General features: G+C 41.1%; 17 protein-coding genes. 10 read left to right on the forward strand and 7 right to left on the reverse strand.

What is annotated here, in order from left to right; translation table 11 throughout:
- Positions 1-106 precede the first annotated feature (106 nt).
- Entirely contained in the window at positions 107-433 is a 327-nt protein-coding gene (locus AB4160_RS13425; RefSeq protein WP_102437626.1) for a DUF2956 domain-containing protein, read from the reverse strand.
- Between the two features lie 186 nt (positions 434-619).
- Here AB4160_RS13425 and AB4160_RS13430 point away from each other — a divergent pair, with 186 nt between their 5' ends.
- Positions 620-886, forward strand: coding sequence for a YecH family protein (locus tag AB4160_RS13430; RefSeq protein WP_102437627.1), 267 nt, complete (start codon positions 620-622; stop codon positions 884-886).
- 114 nt (positions 887-1,000) lie between these two features.
- Here the strand turns inward: AB4160_RS13430 and gltS are convergent, their stop codons facing one another.
- Together gltS and AB4160_RS13440 are read right to left on the reverse strand one after the other, a co-directional pair.
- Positions 1,001-2,224 carry a sodium/glutamate symporter gene (gene gltS / locus AB4160_RS13435; RefSeq protein ID WP_076538815.1) on the reverse strand — a complete coding sequence of 408 codons (1,224 nt, stop codon included), beginning with the start codon at positions 2,222-2,224 and terminating at the stop codon, positions 1,001-1,003.
- A 567-nt stretch (positions 2,225-2,791) separates the two neighbouring features.
- Complete coding sequence (locus AB4160_RS13440) at positions 2,792-3,001, reverse strand: molybdopterin-binding protein (protein ID WP_076538818.1); 210 nt, start codon at positions 2,999-3,001, stop codon at positions 2,792-2,794.
- Between the two features lie 462 nt (positions 3,002-3,463).
- Here AB4160_RS13440 and AB4160_RS13445 point away from each other — a divergent pair, with 462 nt between their 5' ends.
- Entirely contained in the window at positions 3,464-4,672 is a 1,209-nt protein-coding gene (locus tag AB4160_RS13445; RefSeq protein ID WP_372005011.1) for a tetratricopeptide repeat protein, read from the forward strand.
- Between the two features lie 74 nt (positions 4,673-4,746).
- Here the strand turns inward: AB4160_RS13445 and AB4160_RS13450 are convergent, their stop codons facing one another.
- Positions 4,747-5,754 carry a class I SAM-dependent rRNA methyltransferase gene (locus AB4160_RS13450; protein ID WP_372005013.1) on the reverse strand — a complete coding sequence of 336 codons (1,008 nt, stop codon included), beginning with the start codon at positions 5,752-5,754 and terminating at the stop codon, positions 4,747-4,749.
- 430 nt (positions 5,755-6,184) lie between these two features.
- On the opposite strand from AB4160_RS13450, the gene AB4160_RS13455 reads away from it, so the two are divergent.
- The gene (locus AB4160_RS13455; RefSeq protein ID WP_372005015.1) at positions 6,185-8,143 is read left to right on the forward strand and encodes a diguanylate cyclase; all 1,959 of its coding nucleotides are present in this window, start codon (positions 6,185-6,187) and stop codon (positions 8,141-8,143) included.
- A 1-nt stretch (position 8,144) separates the two neighbouring features.
- Here the strand turns inward: AB4160_RS13455 and AB4160_RS13460 are convergent, their stop codons facing one another.
- The 3 genes from AB4160_RS13460 to arfB form a co-directional block, all read right to left on the reverse strand.
- Positions 8,145-8,537 (reverse strand): DUF3859 domain-containing protein, encoded by a 393-nt coding sequence (locus tag AB4160_RS13460; protein ID WP_102437633.1) that lies wholly within the window; start codon positions 8,535-8,537, stop codon positions 8,145-8,147.
- A gap of 37 nt (positions 8,538-8,574) precedes the next feature.
- Positions 8,575-9,018, reverse strand: a complete 444-nt coding sequence (aroQ, locus tag AB4160_RS13465; protein ID WP_076538836.1) for a type II 3-dehydroquinate dehydratase — start codon at positions 9,016-9,018, stop codon at positions 8,575-8,577.
- Positions 9,019-9,147: 129 nt separating this feature from the next.
- The gene (arfB, locus tag AB4160_RS13470; RefSeq protein WP_076538839.1) at positions 9,148-9,564 is read right to left on the reverse strand and encodes an alternative ribosome rescue aminoacyl-tRNA hydrolase ArfB; all 417 of its coding nucleotides are present in this window, start codon (positions 9,562-9,564) and stop codon (positions 9,148-9,150) included.
- Positions 9,565-9,736: 172 nt separating this feature from the next.
- Between arfB and AB4160_RS13475 the strand changes: the two genes are divergently transcribed.
- The 7 genes from AB4160_RS13475 to AB4160_RS13505 all read left to right on the forward strand — a co-directional run bounded on the left by AB4160_RS13475 (position 9,737) and on the right by AB4160_RS13505 (position 19,528).
- A complete protein-coding gene (locus AB4160_RS13475; RefSeq protein WP_076538841.1) occupies positions 9,737-10,090 on the forward strand; it encodes an STAS/SEC14 domain-containing protein in 354 nt (117 codons plus the stop codon).
- Positions 10,091-10,124: 34 nt separating this feature from the next.
- A complete protein-coding gene (locus AB4160_RS13480; RefSeq protein ID WP_372005017.1) occupies positions 10,125-10,310 on the forward strand; it encodes a DUF3012 domain-containing protein in 186 nt (61 codons plus the stop codon).
- 158 nt (positions 10,311-10,468) lie between these two features.
- Entirely contained in the window at positions 10,469-10,879 is a 411-nt protein-coding gene (locus tag AB4160_RS13485) for a hypothetical protein (protein ID WP_372005019.1), read from the forward strand.
- A 226-nt stretch (positions 10,880-11,105) separates the two neighbouring features.
- Complete coding sequence (locus AB4160_RS13490; protein ID WP_241903495.1) at positions 11,106-12,473, forward strand: TolC family protein; 1,368 nt, start codon at positions 11,106-11,108, stop codon at positions 12,471-12,473.
- Positions 12,474-12,635: 162 nt separating this feature from the next.
- Positions 12,636-13,985 (forward strand): efflux RND transporter periplasmic adaptor subunit, encoded by a 1,350-nt coding sequence (locus tag AB4160_RS13495; RefSeq protein ID WP_241904994.1) that lies wholly within the window; start codon positions 12,636-12,638, stop codon positions 13,983-13,985.
- 13 nt (positions 13,986-13,998) lie between these two features.
- Positions 13,999-17,193: an efflux RND transporter permease subunit gene (locus AB4160_RS13500; protein ID WP_372005022.1), complete on the forward strand. Its 3,195-nt coding sequence runs from the start codon at positions 13,999-14,001 to the stop codon at positions 17,191-17,193.
- A gap of 778 nt (positions 17,194-17,971) precedes the next feature.
- The gene (locus AB4160_RS13505; protein ID WP_372005025.1) at positions 17,972-19,528 is read left to right on the forward strand and encodes an ammonia-forming cytochrome c nitrite reductase subunit c552; all 1,557 of its coding nucleotides are present in this window, start codon (positions 17,972-17,974) and stop codon (positions 19,526-19,528) included.
- Positions 19,529-19,759 lie beyond the last annotated feature (231 nt).

Consider the following 19,759-nt stretch of genomic DNA (forward strand, 5'->3'; position numbering starts at 1 on the left):
GCTAATTTGCAGCAAGATTTAATTTAAGAACAGTCAGCTATGCTGACTGTTTTGCTTTGTGGCAAAAATAATAAATGGGGCGCCTTATCCCCTTAGCTAAGAATGATCAGTTTGCTTGCAGGACATGAGATGCAATAAATCCGACCCAACTGGCGATAAGCAACACCCAGGGTAAATATGACTTCTGAGACTGTGGCGGCTGCTGCTGTTCAACTACATCATGGTTGAGCTGGTTTTTAGCTTTAAGATTCTGTTTTCGCTGTTTATCAGCCCCACGAGCTTTGGCTTTCTGCAACTTCTTATATTCAGCTATACCTTTCTCAATACCTTGAGCGATGAGTTTGGTCTGTTCTTTGGTTTGTGAAGGTTTTTGAGTAGCCTTAGCCATTTTCATTGCTTCAGCTTGGGTTTCTTGAGAGATACTTTTTGCCATGTTGCTCTACTTCTTGATTAGATTGCTGCTTAGTTACTACTTTAACAGCCTCGTGGGCGGCTCACTATAGCCAATCAGCGTCTAGATGATAATTCAGTAGGTTAATTTTTGTTAAACCATGAGCTAACGCAATAGTGGAATAGTGATTGTGTCGTAAAATAGCTTTTTAACTGTTGAGGAATTCTAATGTCAAAATCAATTCATGGTCGTAACGTTATCAAATTGATGAAAGATCAAAATACCCCGCAGCCACAACAACAATGGCTGGCGTTGATGGCAGCAGAATTTGGTGAAAATGCAGAGTTTCATACTTGTCGTGCCAGTGATATGAGCGCCGCACAGTTAGTTGAACTGTTTATTAGCAACGGTCGTTTAACTGAAACTGAAGCTGGTTTTGTGATTAATCAATGTGGTCACTGTGCAGGTAAAGAAACCCAAGAGGCAACGGCTTAGTCGCGGATTCGGTTTTCTTTAAGACAAAAATGCCAGTCACTGACTGGCATTTTTGTATCTGTGTTTAGCTTTAACTAAGCCCTAAAGCGAGCGGTTAAACTCGCGTATTAAGCGCTAGCCCATAAAGCTTAAATAGCCTTGCAAGATAATGGCATTCACAATATCAATAAAGAATGCCCCTACAATAGGCACTACCATAAAGGCTTGTGGCGACGGACCTGTACGTGAAACTAATGCGCCCATGTTCATTACCGCAGTTGGGGTTGCGCCCATACCAAAACCACAATGACCACCAGCCATCACTGCAGCGTCATAGTTTGAGCCCATTAATCTAAAGGTAACAAAGTAGGCAAACACCGCTAAAATAGCCGCTTGAGACACTAAGATGATTAATAGCGGTACCGCTAAATCAAATATTTCCCACAGCTTAAGGTTCATTAGCGCCATCGCTAAGAACAGTGACAAGGACACAGTACCTAAAATATCAACACATTCACTGTTGATTTTGTAGCCGCGACTCAACTCAGTGGCGTTGGTGATGACCACGCCAAAGAATAAGGCATAAACAAAGTCAGGCATTTTTAACCATGCAATATCCATGGAGCTAACAAATTTGCCGAACCACTTAGCCCCAGCCACACATAGCAGCAGAATGAATAGCACTTCTAAAATTTTCTTACCGGTAACGCGATCAATTTCTAATTGGTCATAGGTTACTAAGTCAGGATGATCTACGTGATGATTACCACCCACACCATATGAAGAAACAAGGTTATGTTTATTGATAAGGCGCTGGGCAACTGGACCACCAATAATACCGCCCATGACTAGACCAAAGGTGGCCGCTGCCATGGCAAACTCTAAAGTATTAATACCATAGTTGTCTTGGAAGGTTTGCGCCCAAGCAGCACCCGTGCCGTGACCACCTGATAAGGTAATTGAACCAGCGATTAAGCCCATTATCGGCTCTAGCCCTAAAGCGCTGGCTAAGCTAACGCCCACCGCATTTTGAATAATGATATATAAAGATGCAATGCCTAAAAAGACAATGACCTTAGTACCGCCTTTCATTAATAGCTTATAACTTGCCGCTAACCCCACGGTACTGAAAAACATCAGCATCAAGGTATTTTGCATTGAAAGAGTAAATTCTAAACTGATTTTGTTGAAGTGTAATATGGTGATTACGCCTGCAACGATAAGTCCACCCACGATAGGTTCTGGGATATTATATTTTCTGAAAGAAGGTACGTGTCGATTAATTGTATGGCCAATGAATAGTACCAAAATTGCCACGAGGAAAGATTCAAGCTCTCCAATAGAATAAACAGTATTCATGGAACTCCTTTTGTTTTGCACTGAATGAGTTACACAATGTGATTAGATATCACAATTAGATATGCATAAATATTTTGCTTTAATTTATTAGTTATATTGATTATAGAGGAACTTAGCGGTAAATATCATGGGGATTGCCTTAAAAGGCCAAGTGTCGTTCATTTGTTGAGCTGATTTAACAAGTTATTAAAAGCTAAACCCTTGATGTTAATTGTAAAGGTGGTTTCGTTAGCTTAATTGCACTGCTTATGTTGTGAATTTGCAGGTGGAGAATCTGAGTTTTGAGGAATAAAAAGTCACTTTAGTGACTGTATCTGGCTCTGTTTAAGATAAATAATTGCCGCTAGACTCAATCAAAGCAGATTACATAGTATGTTTTATGGTGTGTGCTATTTATTCTAAAACTGAAAAATTGCTCATTGGAGTGGTTTGCCGATGCTGATGTTTATAGATATATGAGCGAAATAAAAGGAAGTTCATTTCGCTCATATAGCGCTGGCTAAAGCGGGCGAATAGGTACTTTTATGTACTTTAAATAAACCTGTAACAGCCAAATGCTAAAGGGTATTAATCAACAGCAACCATAACATTACTGGCTTTAATAATCGCGTAAGCATTACCGCCCACAGTTAAACCAAGTTGCTGACAAGATTTTTTAGTGACTACTGATGTGATCTCAACTCCAGGTGCAAGTTCAATGACCACTTCATTGTTTACAGAACCCTCTTCGATTGAGGTGATTTTACCAACCAGTGAATTACGAGCGCTGATTTTCATAATATTTAAATTTCCTATTAATGAGTCAATATGCTGATATTAATTATAAAAATAAGGTATTTATAATTTTTAAAGCGAAATGTATGGCTCGTTCCACTGTGCGTAAAAATGAACCATGAGCCTAAGTTTAATTGATAAATTCAATTTTGCTTGTTCAGAGGTTAACTTTTGCGAGGGATAAGCGCGAAGAAATAGTAAAACTTAATGGGTTAAACGATGAGCGTTATTAAGGGTAAATAATTATAGGGCTTAAGGTGAAATGCTCAATTAATCAAGTGTTTACACTTAAGGTGGTAAGTACTAGACGTCATCAAGTATAGGCTTCCTTTATCAGGATTGGGCTAATGAATGTATTTGTCTCATATCAAAATCATGTTAGCTTAATTTTTACACATGTGAGTCGCTACATGTGCTGAGTGATTAAGTTGAGTGAAGATATGCTTAAGGAGAAGGGTTTACAGGATGTTTATCAAACAAGAGATATACCGATTTAGTATCGTTGTCATCAGTCTATTGAGCTTATCTGCGTGCAGTTCAATGTCCCAAAAAAACTTATCAGTTGATGTGAAAATGCCTGCTGCGAGTAGTTTACTCCAACTTCAAGCCAGCAAATATACTGTGCCATCCATTGAGAGTTTGACTCAACTAACACCGATACAAGAGCGGGAGTTATTGGCGTTTATTGCCGATGAAGAAATTGCTGCTTTACCCAATAGAAAAAAAGTGAGTCAATTTATTGGTCAAAAAATGGTTAATTTTAACTATGAAGGTTCAAACTTTAATGCCAGTGATGCGTGGTTAAATAAATCTGGTAATTGTATGTCTCTAGCTATGTTGACCTATGGCGTCGCAAAATTCTTAAATGTTAAAGCTGTTTTTCAAGTAGTGCATAGTGCGCCCCTTGTGACCGTCATCACCAAGGATTTGATGGTGTCATCGGATCATGTCCGTACCTTTCTTTATGAGGTTGATAGCAGTGATTCAAAATCAAATTTATATCTATATGGCGGAGAGTTCTCTGTGATTGATTACTTTCCTGATCGTAACGACCGCAATGGTGGCGTGGTATCAGACAGTCAATTTTTAGCCATGTTTTACCGTAATTTAGCTGCTGATGCCTTATTGGATGATAAGCTTGAATTAGCTTTTGCGTTAATGCAAAAAGGCCTGTCATTAGCACCGGATTATGTACCCTTGATTAATATGATGGCAGTAGTACACCGCCGTATTGAAGCCTATGATATTGCCGAAGCCTATTATCAGTATGGTTTGCAATTTAAGCCTAACTCACTAAGTCTATTAAGTAATTACAGCTTTGTTCTGAATTCTCAAGGTCGAATAGATGAAGCGCAGAGTATTAGTCAGCAATTATTGGATCTGGAAAATGAAAGCCCTTATGGCTGGTATAGCATGGGAATAGAAGCGTTAGCGTTAAAAGATTACCGAGCAGCAGAGATATTCTTTAGAAAATTCATCAAAAATAGCCCTTATTTCCATCAGGCCTATTATGAGTTAGCCAAGGCGCTCAATGCACAGGGAAAACCCTATGCAGCTAAGCAGAGCTTGAAAGAGGCGTTGACGTTAACATCCCTAGGGGAAAACCAGCAGAAATATTTAGCCAAACTCAATTGGTTAAACTCAGTTGCTAGAAAAGGGCTTGCTGAGCAGTAGGTTATTACGATTTAAAAAGAAAAAGCCAGCTTGCATCATAGAGGTCAGCTGGCTTTTTTATCATTATGAATTAATTAATCAATAGTTAGTGCGACAATCTTAAGGGGATGGTTGTCATCAAAAGAAGGGAAGTCTTCATGGCAATGCAACCATTCAATTGAGCTGACACTGCGGCCTTGTTTTTCAACACAGCGCACTAAGCTGTTGAGCCAGGCTTGTCGTTCCACTTTGGCGACATTGTTACAGCACACTATGGTGCCACCACTTTTTGTTGTTAGCATGGCAGGCTTAAATAAGCCTTGGTAATCATTAATCAGGTCAACGGTGCCAAATGGGCTTTTTGCAAAACGTGGCGGATCTAAAAATACCAAATCAAATTGAGTCGCAGCTAACTTAGGGTACTTAGGTAATTTTTGCCCGCGGCGCCCACCAACCTTAAGACCAGCTAATTGACGCAGCGCAGGAAAAGCATCGCTTTGAATAAACTCACAAGTATCTGCTACCTCATTGAGCTCAGCATTCTTTTGGCCTGCAGCCAAAGCAAATGATGAGAAATCCACATTAACTGCCCGAGTTGCACCGCCCATGGCTGCTGCAGTGCCAATACCGCAAGTGTATGAAAATAGGTTTAGCACGGTTTTGCCTTGGCTATTGGCTCTGACATATTCTCTACCGATACGCATATCGAGAAACAATAACGGGTCTTGGCCTTCATGGCGTAATTTTGAGGTGAACTTGATGCCATTTTCTTGGATAACTTGCTCTGAGCAGGCAAAGTCATTGAAGTCATCAGCAAGATTATTTTCAATGCGTGAATTACGTTTAGCACGGTCATTGTAGATAATAGGTAACTCAAGATGTGCGTTAAGGATTTCGGTTATTTGCGTAAGTTGTTGCTCAGTTAAGGTCTGATGGAATGTTTGAATGAGCCACGCATTACCATAACGGTCAATATTAAGCCCATTTTCGCCTTCAACAGTGCCATGAAATACCCGAAAACAATCGGTTTGTTGAAGCGCCGCTTGTTGAAAAAATTCAGCGCGTTGATTAATGGCGTGAGTAAGAGAAGACTGCAATGACATAGTTGTGCTCGTTAGCATTAAAAAGGCAAAAAGGGATTATATCAAGCTTCGAGTTACTTGTCGGTATGTGTTACCGCTTCTGAAGGAGGATTTATATGCCCTCTGTAACAAGCACTGAAATCAAGCTCTCATATTTATTTTTAAAAGTAACAAATTGTAGCCTTAGCCATATTTTTCATCGAAAATATCCACACTCTTTAACGAAATCTGTTACCTTTTTACATCCTGTAAATATCTGAAAATAATCGAAATAGTTTTTTATATTGTAATTGTCGAGCGAAATAGCAGATGACTCTAAGTTGGGGTTGTAAGACCATTTATGCTCCGTCAACTCAAGAGTATGCCGTAGCGGTTCTCTGCTTTAGTTATTCCAAGTATTCGCTATTTGATTAATTTTTCGATTTAGTTAGTTGTAAACGACGAGGTTCACTTGAATCACCTGCTGCGCCATTCACTATTACCCGTATTATTGCTTTTTTTTTGCGGTATTTTTGCGACATCTGCTAGTGCAGAAAAGCCTGCCGCATTTGATCTATTAGATGAGATCGCCAGCAGTGAACACGGGCCGCAATTAACGGCGTTATATCTTGGGGCTGATAAAGACCCTGAAGGCACCTTAACGGCTTTAGAGCAACTAAAATCCCAAGGTGTTATCGATGGTAATGACTATTTTAAAACCATTTATTATCTGATCCTTTATAACGTTCAATTTGTACTGTCTGATGTTGAGGCGGCAGAAAAAACCACTAAAACCTTATATCAATTTGGCCTAGATAGCGGCCAAGACTGGATTGTGGCCGAAGGCCTAACCATTAAAGGCACCTTGGCGGCGAGAAAAAGTGAAGGTAAAAAAGCGCTGCGACTGATAGAGCAAGCGATCAGCTTAGCCGAACAACTGCATTATGACCGCTTACTGGCTCGTGCACTTAATATACGAGGCATAATTCACTCACGTAGTTTAGCGTATGAATTAGCGATTGAGGATTATCAAAGAGCGATTAAACTGGCTGAAACCACCAATAATAGCGATTTTGTATTTAAGTTATATTCAAATATATCAGTGCTTTATTCTATGGTTGAAGATTGGCCTAGCGCGATTGAATACAATAAAAAAGCCACTGAGTTATATCTTAAAAGTGATAATGTCAGCTTTGAGTACTTAGTGATCCTATACAGTAATGCTAGTAACAATATGCTAGAAATTAATGATATAGAAGCGGCGACCCAATACAGTGAAAAAAGCATTGCCGTGGCACGGGAGTCCAATAATAACCAGCTTATTGTCAACGCCTTAATGACCCAGACCCACTTATTAATTAGTCAGCAACTCTTTGCTGAGGCTGAGCCAGTGGCAATGGAATGTGTTGAGCTCGCGAAGCAAGTGCATGATCAATTACCTTATAACGAATGCTTAATGGGTCTCGGCGAGGTCAGTTTATTTAAGGGTGATAGCGCCACTGCTGGTGATTATGCCAACAATGCCATGGCCGGGCTTAAGGCCATTGATAACCAAGACTCACTATTAAAGTCCTATGAATTATTGGCGCGAGTCTATCAAGCACAGCAGCGATACCCTGAGGCCATTGAGCAATTAACCACTTATTATGAAGGCACCCAAAAGCTGCTTTTCAATCAGCGTGAAGAACAGTTATTTGCCTTAAAAGCCTTGTATGAAGGCCAGCTTCAAGATGAAAAAATTGCCTTATTAACCGCAGAAAATGAACTGAAGGCCGCCACACTTGATAAAAAAGAGCTACAAGAAAGAATATGGTTGTTAGCTTTGGCTATTTTAGCTATTGGCTTAGTGTTATTAATTAGACGTTACTTTTTAAGTGAAAAGAACATCGATAGCCTGCGAACATCAAATAAAAGTTTGTATAAAGCTTCAAATAACGATCAACTCACAGGACTACACAACCGCCGCTATATCGAGCACTTTATTCATCATGAGCTAACCGCATTTCCGAATGCTTATTATTGTATGTTGATGATTGACTGCGATAACTTTAAAAAAGTGAACGATAATTATGGTCATGATACTGGGGATATCGTGCTCACAGAAGTGGCCAAGCGTTTATCGAACAGCATTCGTAAAGGGGATGTATTAGTACGATGGGGCGGTGAAGAGTTTATTATATTATTGCAAGTTGACGAAGCTGATCCCGCATCTTTGGATGAAGTGTTAAGTCGTTTTAATCAGGCGATTAGCACAGAGGCTATTACAACCCCAACAGGCGATTTAATGGTGACAGTATCGATAGGAGCAAGCCAGCCGACTACTGCTAAAAGGCTAGTAGAAGAGTGGGATACAATACTAAAACTTGCTGATACGGCTTTATATCAAGCAAAAGATGCTGGGCGTAATTGCGCGGTTATTGCAGATAAATAACTTATTCAGGCAAATGCACTTTAAAGGTTTTATCGGCGATAACTTTGCCGTTTAGCTCTAGGGTCATGCGCCAGTTGCCGACTTTGTTGTCAATTGGCGCCCAAATACAGTCTCCAAGGTAAAACTTCCAATCGTTTTCTTTGATGTATACTTCACCATCGAAAGGCGCTTGAATATTGCCTTCTGCATCGGGAATATCGGGGTGATAAATACAGTAACCTAACACTTGATTTTTGGCTTTGCGAATACGGGTGACAAAGCCAAATTCAATGTCTATTTCAGCAGGCACATGTACGGTGGCTTTTAAAAATCTTGGCAGTTCATCACTATCAGAATCCCATTGACTGAAAATCCCCGCTTGAATAATACTGACATCTGCTTTTAATTTACTCATATCTTGTAGATCTCTATAGCTAACGCTAGTCCTTTCTTTAATCCTTGCTCAGCTGGCTAATAGCGGCTTGCATTGCAAACTCATAGCCCTGAATGCCTAAGCCGCAAATTACCCCGACCGCTTTATCTGATAAATAAGAATGATGTCTAAAAGGCTCGCGAGCATGAACATTTGAAATATGGACTTCAATAAACGGAATATTCACCCCAAGCAGTGCATCGCGCAGGGCGACACTGGTGTGGGTAAAGGCGGCAGGATTGATCACAATAAACTTGGCATCAGTGGCATGAATCGCATTGATAAGTGCATGTTCGGCATTAGACTGGATATGATCAAAGTCTAATTCGGCACCATGGGCTTGAGACTGACACTTTGCCACAATGGTGTCTAAGTTATCGCTGCCATAAAGGCCTGGCTCACGACGGCCTAATAAATTTAAATTAGGGCCATTAACTAGTAAAATCTTGGCTTTGGGCGTCATGCACTTTCCTTAAAATTGCTACTGATGAGTATTGATAATACCGAATAAGGTTAATTTATCATGTAATTATTGCCATAAGTGGATAAATTTTCATGGCTGTATTAAGGCGAGTTTGAAAACGATTGCAGCTTAATAATCAGATTTGTTTTTTCGTAGCGCTTTCGTAGCGCCGCGCTGCTTTTTGGCATCGACTCTGCGGCGTTGACTGCCTTTAGTTGCTTTGGTGGCAATACGTTTTTTTTGCACTATACCGACACTTTTTACTAGCTCAATAAACTGCTCTAATGCCAGCTGACGATTAAAATCTTGGCTGCGGCTTTGTTGGCATTTTATGATCACTTTACCGCTCTTAGTAATGCGATGATCGGCTTTGGCCAATAGCTTTTGCTGATAAAACTCAGGTAGCGATGACTGACGTATGTCAAAAATAATCTGCGCTGCAGTGGAAACTTTATTAATGTGCTGCCCACCAGCGCCGCTTGAACGGATAAATTGCCATTCAATTTCATTATCTTCGATGCTGACGCTGTTGGTTATCTTGATCATTATATGATTCTACTTTTTACCATTTACTTGGGTCTATTTAAGGGGGCTGATTCGAGTTTATTGTTTGTTACCACTTGAGTTTAACAAACTTTTGTTTAGTACTGCGGATAAGATTTGTTACTATCAATAATTATCTAGAAACTAGGCCACATTGACCGTTTGGAGTTGCTTTATGTTGTGCCAAATCCCCGATATCGCTAAAGGCGTTATTAGCTTATTCGTTAGTGGACGCTTATCTACTCAAGATTATCGCATTCAACTACAACCTTTAATTGCCCAATATCGCGAACAAACTGGTAAGGTTTTCTTATACATAGAGGCTGACGTGTTACTTGAAGGTTGGGATGTCAGCTCCTTGTCTGGGGGCGATAAAGTGCAATTACCCCATTTTGATGCATTAGTGTTTGTCGGTGGCCCTGACTGGGTAGGCAATGCGGTTAATTTACTGGGTCCTTTCATGCAAGGTGAGGTGGCTTGGTTTCCATTAGAGCAAAAACAGCAAGCCATAGCTTGGCTACAACAATAATTTATTTGATTAACCATTCAGGGAATTAGAAAGTATGTCATTAACTCAATCATCTTCAAAAATAGCGGCAGTATTAAGCGCAGGTTTATTAATTATCGGTCTAAGTGCCTGTTCACCAGAAGTAGGCAGTGAGGCGTGGTGTAAGCAAATGAAAGAAAAACCTAGCGGTGATTGGACTGCTAATGAAGCGACTGATTATGCGAAGCATTGTGTATTTTAATTGATTTTTTAGCATGATAATTTGTGATCTAAGTATTGCTTGATGAATTTAATGGTCGCGAGTGGTGAACTTTCAGTTACACTCGCAGTCATATTTACCGATTCAGTTACACAACTTAATCGCTAAGATTTAATCACTCAGAACCACTAAGGTACGCTTTGCACTCATTGGTCGTTATTCAAAAATATGCCAAGTATATGATCGCCGTTATGTTACTGCAGTTTTTCAGTACTAACTTTGGCGGGCATCAACTGCATCTTGGAGAAAGCGAACAAGAAGACGTAAATCATTCACATTTGGTTTTTTCTGCCCTAGTAGATATTTGTGATAAGAATGATGTTGATAGTTTATTTTCCGTAGCAGACCATCAACATGCGACCAATGATAATACTCAAAACCAAAGCTATGAGCTTTGTTTAGATTGTCAGTGTCACGGTGGTTCAGCCACTGCCATTGGCATTGTGGCTAATCTGCTGCCAAGTATTCCATTTTCTGAATCACCAAAAACCTTCATTGAAGATTACTTACCGCCTGAATCTCGTCTAAGTTACCGCCCCCCTATCGCATAAATCCTTTTTGATTTTTATGTGATTAATATTATTTCTCACCATTATCTAATTTGTATCAATTCAGCTCAGTAGTGCCATCTAGTCTTTATTGGCTAAATGAGAAACTGTGTATGTGTCTGTCGCTTTTAGCAGTACTAACACACTGAACTTAGATAATTTTTTTACTGAAAAATATTAATCGTAAATTTGACAATAGCGTTTCAGTTAATACTGAAATCTAGGATTTATGATGAGAAAAACCCTCATTGCGACTGCAATTGCGATACCGCTATTTGCAGCTAACGCGCATAGTTCGACACCTGATGTCGACAAAAATATTGGCTCTAATGGGAGTCTCGCGGCACTAACGCAATCACAAACAGCAGTTCATTCAAGTGTGAATGTGTGGCTCCCCGAGTTAATGACGCAATTTGAGCAACTGCCTGAGGTGAGAGCCCAGAAAGTGTTGATGAAGCAAACTAAGCTGGCGTTAACTTCGGCAGATAATGCCATTTATAATCCAGAGCTTGGCTTGGATTATCAAAACGCCCCCGGTGATGACACTTACTCAATCGCAGTGAGTCAAACCATTGATTGGAGTGATAAACGCGGTGAAGCGGTTCGAGTGGCACAGTTAGAATCTGAAATGGTGCTAGCGTCAATTGAACTTAACCGCAGTCAGTTATTATCGCAGCAGTTACTGGCATTGGCTAACCTACAACAGAATCAGAAATTGTTGGCATTTAATCAGCAGCAATTTGATTCAGCCCAAAGGCAATTAGCGCTTGCTAAACAGCGTGCTGAAGTGGGCGATATCTCAATGGTTGAGCTGCAACTGATGCAATTGGATGTGGCCAATAATGCTGCTGACTTAGCGATTGCAGAGCAAGAAATGCTCAACGCAGAAACTGCCGTTTATGGCCTATTAGGGCCAATATTATTTTCAAACCCATCTCAATCTGCTGAAGTCATGACCCATAATTTACTGAATATTGACTACCTTGCCTTAGCTAAAATTCCGAGTTTTCAATCGGTATCGCCGCAATTGCCAGCATTAAAAAGTGCTTATCAACAAGTGATGCTCACCAAGCTGACAGTAAACCAAATGAAAGCTGATCTCGCTGAAGACCCAAGCATTAGCTTAAGTGCTGAGCGCGAAGGCAGTGACAATAAGTTTGCTGTTGGTGTCTCAATTCCATTGCAAATTCGCAATAACTACAGTGATGCAATCGCCACCGCCAGCGAAGATATTAGCATCGCAGAGCAAGCTTATTTAGTGGAAGAGCGACTCATGCAGCAGCAATGGATGCAATTTAATCGAGCGGTGCCGCGGTTGTTACAACGATATCAGCAGTGGGAGGATTTGGTGCAAAAATCAGGTCAGGCTGCATCCTCTGCTTTATCGACGCAATGGCGTAGTGGCGATATTGCCACCAGCGACTATTTGCAAAGTCAGCAGCAAATGAGCAGTAGCTACATTGCCGGCTTAAGGCTGGAGGCAAGCTTGTATGAAAATTGGCTTGCTTGGATGGGCAATAGTGGTCAGCTTGAGCAAATATTGCGTGAGCAATTGACCTCAAGGGATATGACCCAATCACTAAAAATAGCCAATTAAACCCACTATATTAGTTACTGAATATTAAGCATTCTTATGTTGTTGATTGACGTTTATGAACCGATAAACAGTCGCAAATGAACGCTATCGCAAAGCGTTATCAATAACCGCTTTTATATCAGTAAACCCCCGCAATAACTGCGGGACACATAGGTAATAAAGATGAAAAATATGCAACTAAATCCTTCTACACAGGCGATTTATCAATTTAAATCGGATGACATAAGTGCGACCTACTCAAACCGTCTCAAAGGTGGTTTTTTAAGAAGTATTAGCTTTGGGTTATTGATGGCTGTGACTGTTGGTATGGCTGTTGGTATGAGCGGATGTGTTTACGCTAATACGGATGCTGCACAGGCAAATATCCACAGCAGTGAAGAGCATGCTGCAGAAGCTCATGTGACAGAAGAGCAGGCTCCTGAAAATAATGAACCCCAAGATGAAAAAGGCGTAACTGAGACAGCTGCAGCTCTAGTCGAAAAAAGTAATGACACAGTCGATGATCACAGTGATGAAGCGCTGGTATTAAGCGAACAGCAACAACAACTTGCTGGTATTAATGTTGTCAGCCTCAGTGCTGGCACGTTTAATTTAGATGATGTTGCTACTGCCACATTGATTGTCGATCGCGATCGCACCATGACCATAGCGCCGCAATTAGATGTCAGAGTATTAAAGCGCCACGTCGTACCGGGGCAAGAAGTGACTCTAGGACAAGTACTGTTGACCTTAGGGGGGGTCGCAGTTGCGCAAGCTCAGGCTGATTATATTACAGCGGCCGCTGAGTGGAGCCGAGTAAATCGCATGAATAAGAATACCGTAACGGCCAGTCGGCGCTTACTGGCTCAAGTTCAAGCCGAGTTAACCCGAGCAAACCTTGAAGCAATTAAAATGTCGCCTGAACAGATAGTGGCGTTAACTTCAAAGCCGAGTGAAATAGGTAGTTTCAAATTACTGGCACCCATTAGTGGCCGTGTTCAACAAGATGTCGCCATGTTAGGGCAAGTATCTGCAGGCGGTGCGCCATTAATGCAGTTAACTGATGAGTCGCACTTATGGGTTGAAGCGCAACTGTCAGCTATACAAGCTGATGGTATTGAATCTGGCGATAAAGCCATGGTAAAGGTGGGCAAGGTCTCGATTGAAGGCACGATTATTGGTCGTTCGCATGAACTCAACCCGATTACACGTACCGAGCAAGTGCTTGTCAGTATCAATAATACTGAGTACGGCTTGCATGCAGGGCAATTTGCCGAATTATATTTACCTAATGCGCTTAATGGCGGTGTGGTGTTACCCGACGCAGCACTAACTCGCGGCGGTGATGGAGATTGGCAGGTGTTTATTCAAGTTGAGGATGGCTTTGAAGCGGTAGAAGTTGAAGTCGTTGAACGTCAACGTGGCATGAACATGGTTACCGGACTGGCACCAAACAGTCAGGTAGTGATTAGCGGTGCTTTCCTGTTGGCATCTGAATTGGCGAAAGCCGGTTTTGATATCCACAACCACTAGGAAGGAATAAGCCATGTTAGCTAAATTAATAGAGTCTGCCATCCGTAACCGATTGCTTGTCGGCTTAGCCTTGCTATGTATCGCTGTAGCCAGTGCGTTTATGTTACCCAAACTCAATCTCGATGCTTTTCCGGATGTCACCAATGTACAAGTCACTGTCAATACCGCGGCTGAAGGTTTGGCGGCAGAAGAAGTTGAAAAACTGATCAGTTACCCGGTTGAATCGGCAATGTATGCCTTGCCTGCAGTGACTGAAGTGAGGTCATTATCTCGCACCGGTTTGTCGATAGTGACAGTGGTATTTGCTGAAGGCACCGATATTTACTTTGCTCGTCAGCAAGTGTTTGAACAACTGCAAGCTGCCCGTGAAATGATCCCAGACGGCGTCGGGGTGCCAGAAATTGGCCCTAATACGTCAGGGCTAGGGCAGATATATCAATATATTTTGCGTGCAACACCAGAGTCAGGTGTCGACGCTGCAGAGCTTCGTAGTCTTAATGATTACTTAGTCAAATTGATCATGATGCCAGTGAGTGGTGTCACTGAAGTGTTATCTTTTGGCGGTGATGTTCGTCAATATCAAGTACAAATTGATCCCAATAAATTGCTCAGTTATGGCCTGACAATGCAGCAAGTCACCGATGCATTAGAAAGCAATAACCGTAATGCGGGCGGCTGGTTTATGGATCAAGGTCAGGAACAGCTAGTTGTTCGTGGCTACGGTTTATTGCCTGCTGGTGATGCAGGGCTTAAAGCCATTGGCCAAATTTCATTAACCGAAGTCAGCGGCACGCCTGTACGGGTAGCAGATATTGCGACAGTGGCTTATGGCAGTGAAATTCGTGTTGGCGCCGTGACTATGACTAGAAAGCAAGATGATAAAGTCGAAGTCTTGGGTGAAGTGGTCGCGGGTGTCGTACTTAAGCGCATGGGCGCAAATACTAAAGCGACCATTGATGATATCAGTGACAGAGTGGCCTTAATTGAACAATCGCTACCGGAAGGCGTATCGTTTGAGGTGTTTTACGATCAATCTGATCTGGTTAAACAAGCAGTGACGACCGTGGTGAATGCTTTATTAATGGCATTTTTCTTTATTGTCATCATCTTAGCGTTATTTCTAGTCAACATCAGAGCGACCTTACTGGTATTACTGTCTATCCCGATCTCTATTGGTATGGCACTACTTATCATGTCGTATTACGGCATGTCTGCTAACTTGATGTCTTTGGGCGGTTTAGCTGTTGCCATCGGGATGTTAGTTGATGGCTCAGTGGTGATGGTTGAGAATATTTTCAAGCATTTAACCAGAAAGGAAGGCACCTTAGCGGATGGATCAAATACTGATTCCAAAACGACTGACTTAACATCTACCGTTGCCAAAGTGATGAAAGCAGCTAAAGAAGTATGTAGCCCAATCTTCTTTGCTACTGCGATTATCATTGTGGTATTTGCTCCGTTATTTGCACTTGAGGGGGTAGAAGGTAAATTATTCCAGCCAATGGCGGTAAGTATCATTCTGGCGATGATTTCAGCCTTGTTAGTGGCATTAATAGCCGTACCCGCGATGGCGGTATATCTATTTAATCGTGGCGTTACCATCAAAAAAAGCGTGGTTTTAGCGCCGATTGAAGCAGGTTACCGTAAATTACTCGCATCAATCATGAATCGTCCAGTGACAGTGATGGGCACCGCCGTGGTGTTGTTTATTGCCAGCATGATGTTAGTGCCACGTTTAGGCACAGAGTTTGTCCCTGAACTTGAAGAAGGCACCATCAACTTACGTGTCACGCTTGCGCCAACGGCAAGTCTAGGGACATCGCTCGACATTGCTCCTAAAATTGAAGCCATGCTAATGGACTTTCCTGAGGTGGAATATGCGCTAAGTCGTATTGGCGCACCTGAGCTAGGCGGCGATCCTGAACCAGTGAGTAACATTGAAATATACATTGGCTTAAAGCCCGTCAGTGAATGGCAAAGCGCCAGCGATCGCTTTGAGCTACAACATTTGATGGAAGAAAAGCTGAGTATCTTCCCTGGATTATTGTTTACTTTCTCACAGCCTATTGCCACCCGCGTTGATGAATTATTGTCAGGGGTTAAAGCGCAATTAGCCATTAAGATTTTTGGTCCAGATTTAGATGTGCTATCTGAAAAAGGTCAACAACTTACTGAGCTTGTCAGTGCTATTCCTGGCGCTGTAGATGTATCACTTGAGCAAGTCAGTGGTGAAGCGCAATTGGTTATTAGGCCACTTCGCGATCAACTGGCTCGATATGGGTTAAGTGTCGATCAAGTGATGAACCTTGTTAGCCAAGGTATTGGTGGTGTGAGTGCTGGCCAAGTGATTGATGGTAATGCACGCTACGATATTAACGTACGTTTAGCGAAAGAGTACCGTAGCTCACCTGATGTATTAGGTAATTTGATCATGATGGGCGTAAATGGCACCCAAGTGAGATTAGGGGAAGTGGCTGAAGTGGGCGTTGAAATGGCGCCACCGAATATTCGCCGTGATGATGTGCAAAGACGTGTTGTGGTACAAGCAAACGTTTCGGGTCGTGATATGGGTTCAGTGGTTAATGATATCTATGCCATTGTGCCGCAAGCTGAATTGCCTGCAGGCTATACCGTTGTCGTTGGCGGTCAATATGAAAACCAACAACGCGCGCAACAAAAATTGATGTTAGTGGTGCCAATTTCGATCGGTTTAATCGCATTGTTATTATTTTTCTCCTTTGGTTCTATCAAACAAGTGGCCTTGATTATGGCTAATGTGCCGTTAGCCTTGATCGGCGGTGTAGTGGCGCTTTATGTCACGGGCACTTATCTGTCTGTGCCTAGCTCTATAGGGTTTATTACCTTATTCGGCGTTGCGGTGCTTAATGGGGTGGTGCTGGTGGATTCGATTAACCAGCGTCGATTAACTGTTGAAAGTTCTGGGGGTAAAGAAAGCTTATTTGATAGCGTCTATGAAGGCACTGTTGGCAGATTACGTCCGGTATTAATGACTGCGCTAACCTCTGCTTTAGGCTTAATTCCCATCTTAATCTCATCAGGTGTCGGCAGTGAAATTCAGCAACCCTTAGCAATAGTGATTATTGGTGGACTGTTTAGCTCTACAGCACTGACGCTGCTGGTACTGCCGACTATGTATCAGTGGCTGTATCGAGAGGAAAACGTCACTAAACCGAAGAATGAGTCATGAAGTAATTTAATAAAGGTTAACTAAGCTAAGCCCAATCCTATAATTGGGCTTAGTAGCTATGGCCTATGTGTATTTTCAATATGTGTCACTACATGAAATAAAGACGATATAAGCAGGTCTGAAACGATTTTGTATGAGTGTATTTTAAAATATTTTTGATAAACTCTACTATTAATATTTTTAATATAATTTAATTTGTATAAATTATATTACCAAGTATTTATCGATTGACAATGCACTAAATAATATTATCAAATTTATTGACTATTGATATCTGGTAATAAACCGATTACTAATAAATCAACCTCTAATAAGTTGCCTTTTAATAAATTATGACATGTATTAGATAGATACTTTTATTTTAACAATATCGCTTCTTGTTAATTTTTTAATGCTGGTTTAATTTTCTTTTAAGCTTAATTTAAGAAAACATTTAATGTTATTCGGTATTTAAAATAAATATTAATTATGTTAACTTTCCTGTCATTGTTAGCTTATGTCTATGTTTTAATAGTTTTTTACATTATTTAGTCTTTCGTTATATTATAATTTGGTATTTGTATTATTATGTTTTATTTCTTTTTGTTGCGAATACCTCTAAAGTGGTATGGCTCTGTAGCAAGGTTATTGTATTGGATTAGAACATTGTCACATAAATGGTTTAAATAAATGTGTGTTTATATTGTCTGTGATATTAATTGTTAAGCTTTAATGAAAGAATTAAAGTTATAGCAATTGATGAATGCTAATAAATATAAATAGAGTTCCATTAGGAGTGATGATGAAATTACAAAAGCTAGCGCTAGCGGTGATGGTATCTGCAGTTTTTACAGGTACTGTAGTTGCTAAAGATGTTGATCTATACAAGAGTGAAAACTGGCAGCAAACCTTCCCTGAGCAATATAAAACTTGGGCTGAAACTGAGCAAAGTACCCCAGCCAATGGCGAGCTTGACGATCTTTTAGCGGCTAACCCAAACCTTGTTTCGGCTTGGGCGGGTTATGGTTTTGCTAAAGACTATAACCGTGCTCGTGGTCACCATTATGCATTAACAGATATTATTAAAACTCTGCGGGTAGGCCACCCTGTTGTTGGTCATGACGGCAAAGTGGTTGGTGAAGCAATGGCTGCTAGTTGTTGGTCATGTAAAACCCCTGATGTTGCTCGCATGTATGACGAAGTAGGTGAAGGTAAATTCTCTGACAATGCTTGGTCAACTTGGGGTCATGAAATGTCTAACACAATCGGCTGTGCTGATTGTCATGAGTTAGGTAAAGAAGAGCTTAGATTGAGCCGTCCGTATGCCGATCGTGCGATGAAAACAATTGGTAAAGATTTCGCTAAGCAAGATTCAATCATGCAAGCTAGCCAAACATGTGCTCAGTGTCATGTTGAATACTATTTTGATGGCACTGATAGCAAAAAAGTGAAATACCCAATGGATTACTGGGTACCAGGCGTTGAAACTGATTACAAAAAGTTTGTTAATTACACAGGTACTGACGGTTTATATGTAGGTTTTGCTGCTGAAGCACAACTTGCGTATTTTGACCAACGCGGCTTTAAAGATTGGACCAACGCAGTATCTGGTGCGCCAATGATTAAAGCGCAGCATCCAGAATTTGAAAACATGTTAGATAGAACAGAACATGCAATGGATGACCATTTAGAGTTTGGTTGTACGACTTGTCATATGCCTAAAGCGACTAACGCTAAAGGCGCTGAATTCTCTAACCATAAAGTGACTTTTGAAGCTGATAAATTGCCAGCAGACTGTCAATCATGTCATGAAGCTGGTGACTTTAAAGAGATCCTTGACGAGCGTAAAGCTGAGCTCACTAAGTTACGTTTCGATGCCAATGGCACCGACCCACGTTTAACTGAAGTACACTTTAAAGCACAAGCTATTTGGGCTGCTAATGGCATTAAAGGCCTAGAAGCAGGTCAAACTATTCCACAAGCTAAAGGCAACTATGAAGCTGCACTTAAAGCGAAAACACCATTAGCCGGTGAAATGAATAGCTTACTGACTAAAGTGAGAAATGCGCAATGGTTCTGGGATAGTGCAACAGCATCTCACGGTATTCATGCGCATAACCCGACTGAAGCAGTACGTTTGCTTGAAAAATCTAATAGCATTTTAGATGCAGCATTGACTGAAGCTAATGCATTACTAGCCAAGTACGCACCTAGCTACAAGTATGATGCGACTAAGTACGACACTAAAGCGAAGGTACAACCTTTAGTGGGTCTTGACTTAGAAGCAATGCAAGCGTCTAAAGAAATATTCTTAGATAAGCGCGTTAAAAAAGAATGGCCAGCAGAGCTTAAGTAAGCTCGCTAGTTGATTGAAATGAAATAGACTTTCCATACTGTTTATTTAAATTCAATCACAGTACAGGTAGCCATTAAAACCAATGCCAGTCGATGTAAATCGACTGGCATTTTTGTTTTGATTTACATCACTTTATTGTCGCTTAAGCTGCATTTTCACTTACTGGCATGTTGGCCATAGTCTCCATTCACGAATATAGCTGTTCAAAAAAACTGCAAATAAGGTGTTGCT

The sequence above is a fragment of the Shewanella sp. 10N.286.51.B8 genome, from assembly GCF_041469325.1.
Taxonomy (GTDB): domain Bacteria; phylum Pseudomonadota; class Gammaproteobacteria; order Enterobacterales; family Shewanellaceae; genus Shewanella.

What these genes read in the sequence shown, in the direction of transcription:
- AB4160_RS13425 (WP_102437626.1), bottom strand. Translation starts at nt 433, where the DNA reads ATGGCAAAAAGTATCTCTCAAGAAACCCAAGCTGAAGCAATGAAAATG.
- AB4160_RS13450 (WP_372005013.1), bottom strand. Translation starts at nt 5,754, where the DNA reads ATGTCATTGCAGTCTTCTCTTACTCACGCCATTAATCAACGCGCTGAA.
- AB4160_RS13505 (WP_372005025.1), top strand. Translation starts at nt 17,972, where the DNA reads ATGATGAAATTACAAAAGCTAGCGCTAGCGGTGATGGTATCTGCAGTT.
- arfB (WP_076538839.1), bottom strand. Translation starts at nt 9,564, where the DNA reads ATGATCAAGATAACCAACAGCGTCAGCATCGAAGATAATGAAATTGAA.
- AB4160_RS13440 (WP_076538818.1), bottom strand. Translation starts at nt 3,001, where the DNA reads ATGAAAATCAGCGCTCGTAATTCACTGGTTGGTAAAATCACCTCAATC.
- AB4160_RS13500 (WP_372005022.1), top strand. Translation starts at nt 13,999, where the DNA reads ATGTTAGCTAAATTAATAGAGTCTGCCATCCGTAACCGATTGCTTGTC.
- gltS (WP_076538815.1), bottom strand. Translation starts at nt 2,224, where the DNA reads ATGAATACTGTTTATTCTATTGGAGAGCTTGAATCTTTCCTCGTGGCA.
- AB4160_RS13480 (WP_372005017.1), top strand. Translation starts at nt 10,125, where the DNA reads ATGTCATTAACTCAATCATCTTCAAAAATAGCGGCAGTATTAAGCGCA.
- aroQ (WP_076538836.1), bottom strand. Translation starts at nt 9,018, where the DNA reads ATGACGCCCAAAGCCAAGATTTTACTAGTTAATGGCCCTAATTTAAAT.
- AB4160_RS13475 (WP_076538841.1), top strand. Translation starts at nt 9,737, where the DNA reads ATGTTGTGCCAAATCCCCGATATCGCTAAAGGCGTTATTAGCTTATTC.
- AB4160_RS13460 (WP_102437633.1), bottom strand. Translation starts at nt 8,537, where the DNA reads ATGAGTAAATTAAAAGCAGATGTCAGTATTATTCAAGCGGGGATTTTC.
- AB4160_RS13490 (WP_241903495.1), top strand. Translation starts at nt 11,106, where the DNA reads ATGATGAGAAAAACCCTCATTGCGACTGCAATTGCGATACCGCTATTT.
- AB4160_RS13445 (WP_372005011.1), top strand. Translation starts at nt 3,464, where the DNA reads ATGTTTATCAAACAAGAGATATACCGATTTAGTATCGTTGTCATCAGT.
- AB4160_RS13430 (WP_102437627.1), top strand. Translation starts at nt 620, where the DNA reads ATGTCAAAATCAATTCATGGTCGTAACGTTATCAAATTGATGAAAGAT.
- AB4160_RS13495 (WP_241904994.1), top strand. Translation starts at nt 12,636, where the DNA reads ATGAAAAATATGCAACTAAATCCTTCTACACAGGCGATTTATCAATTT.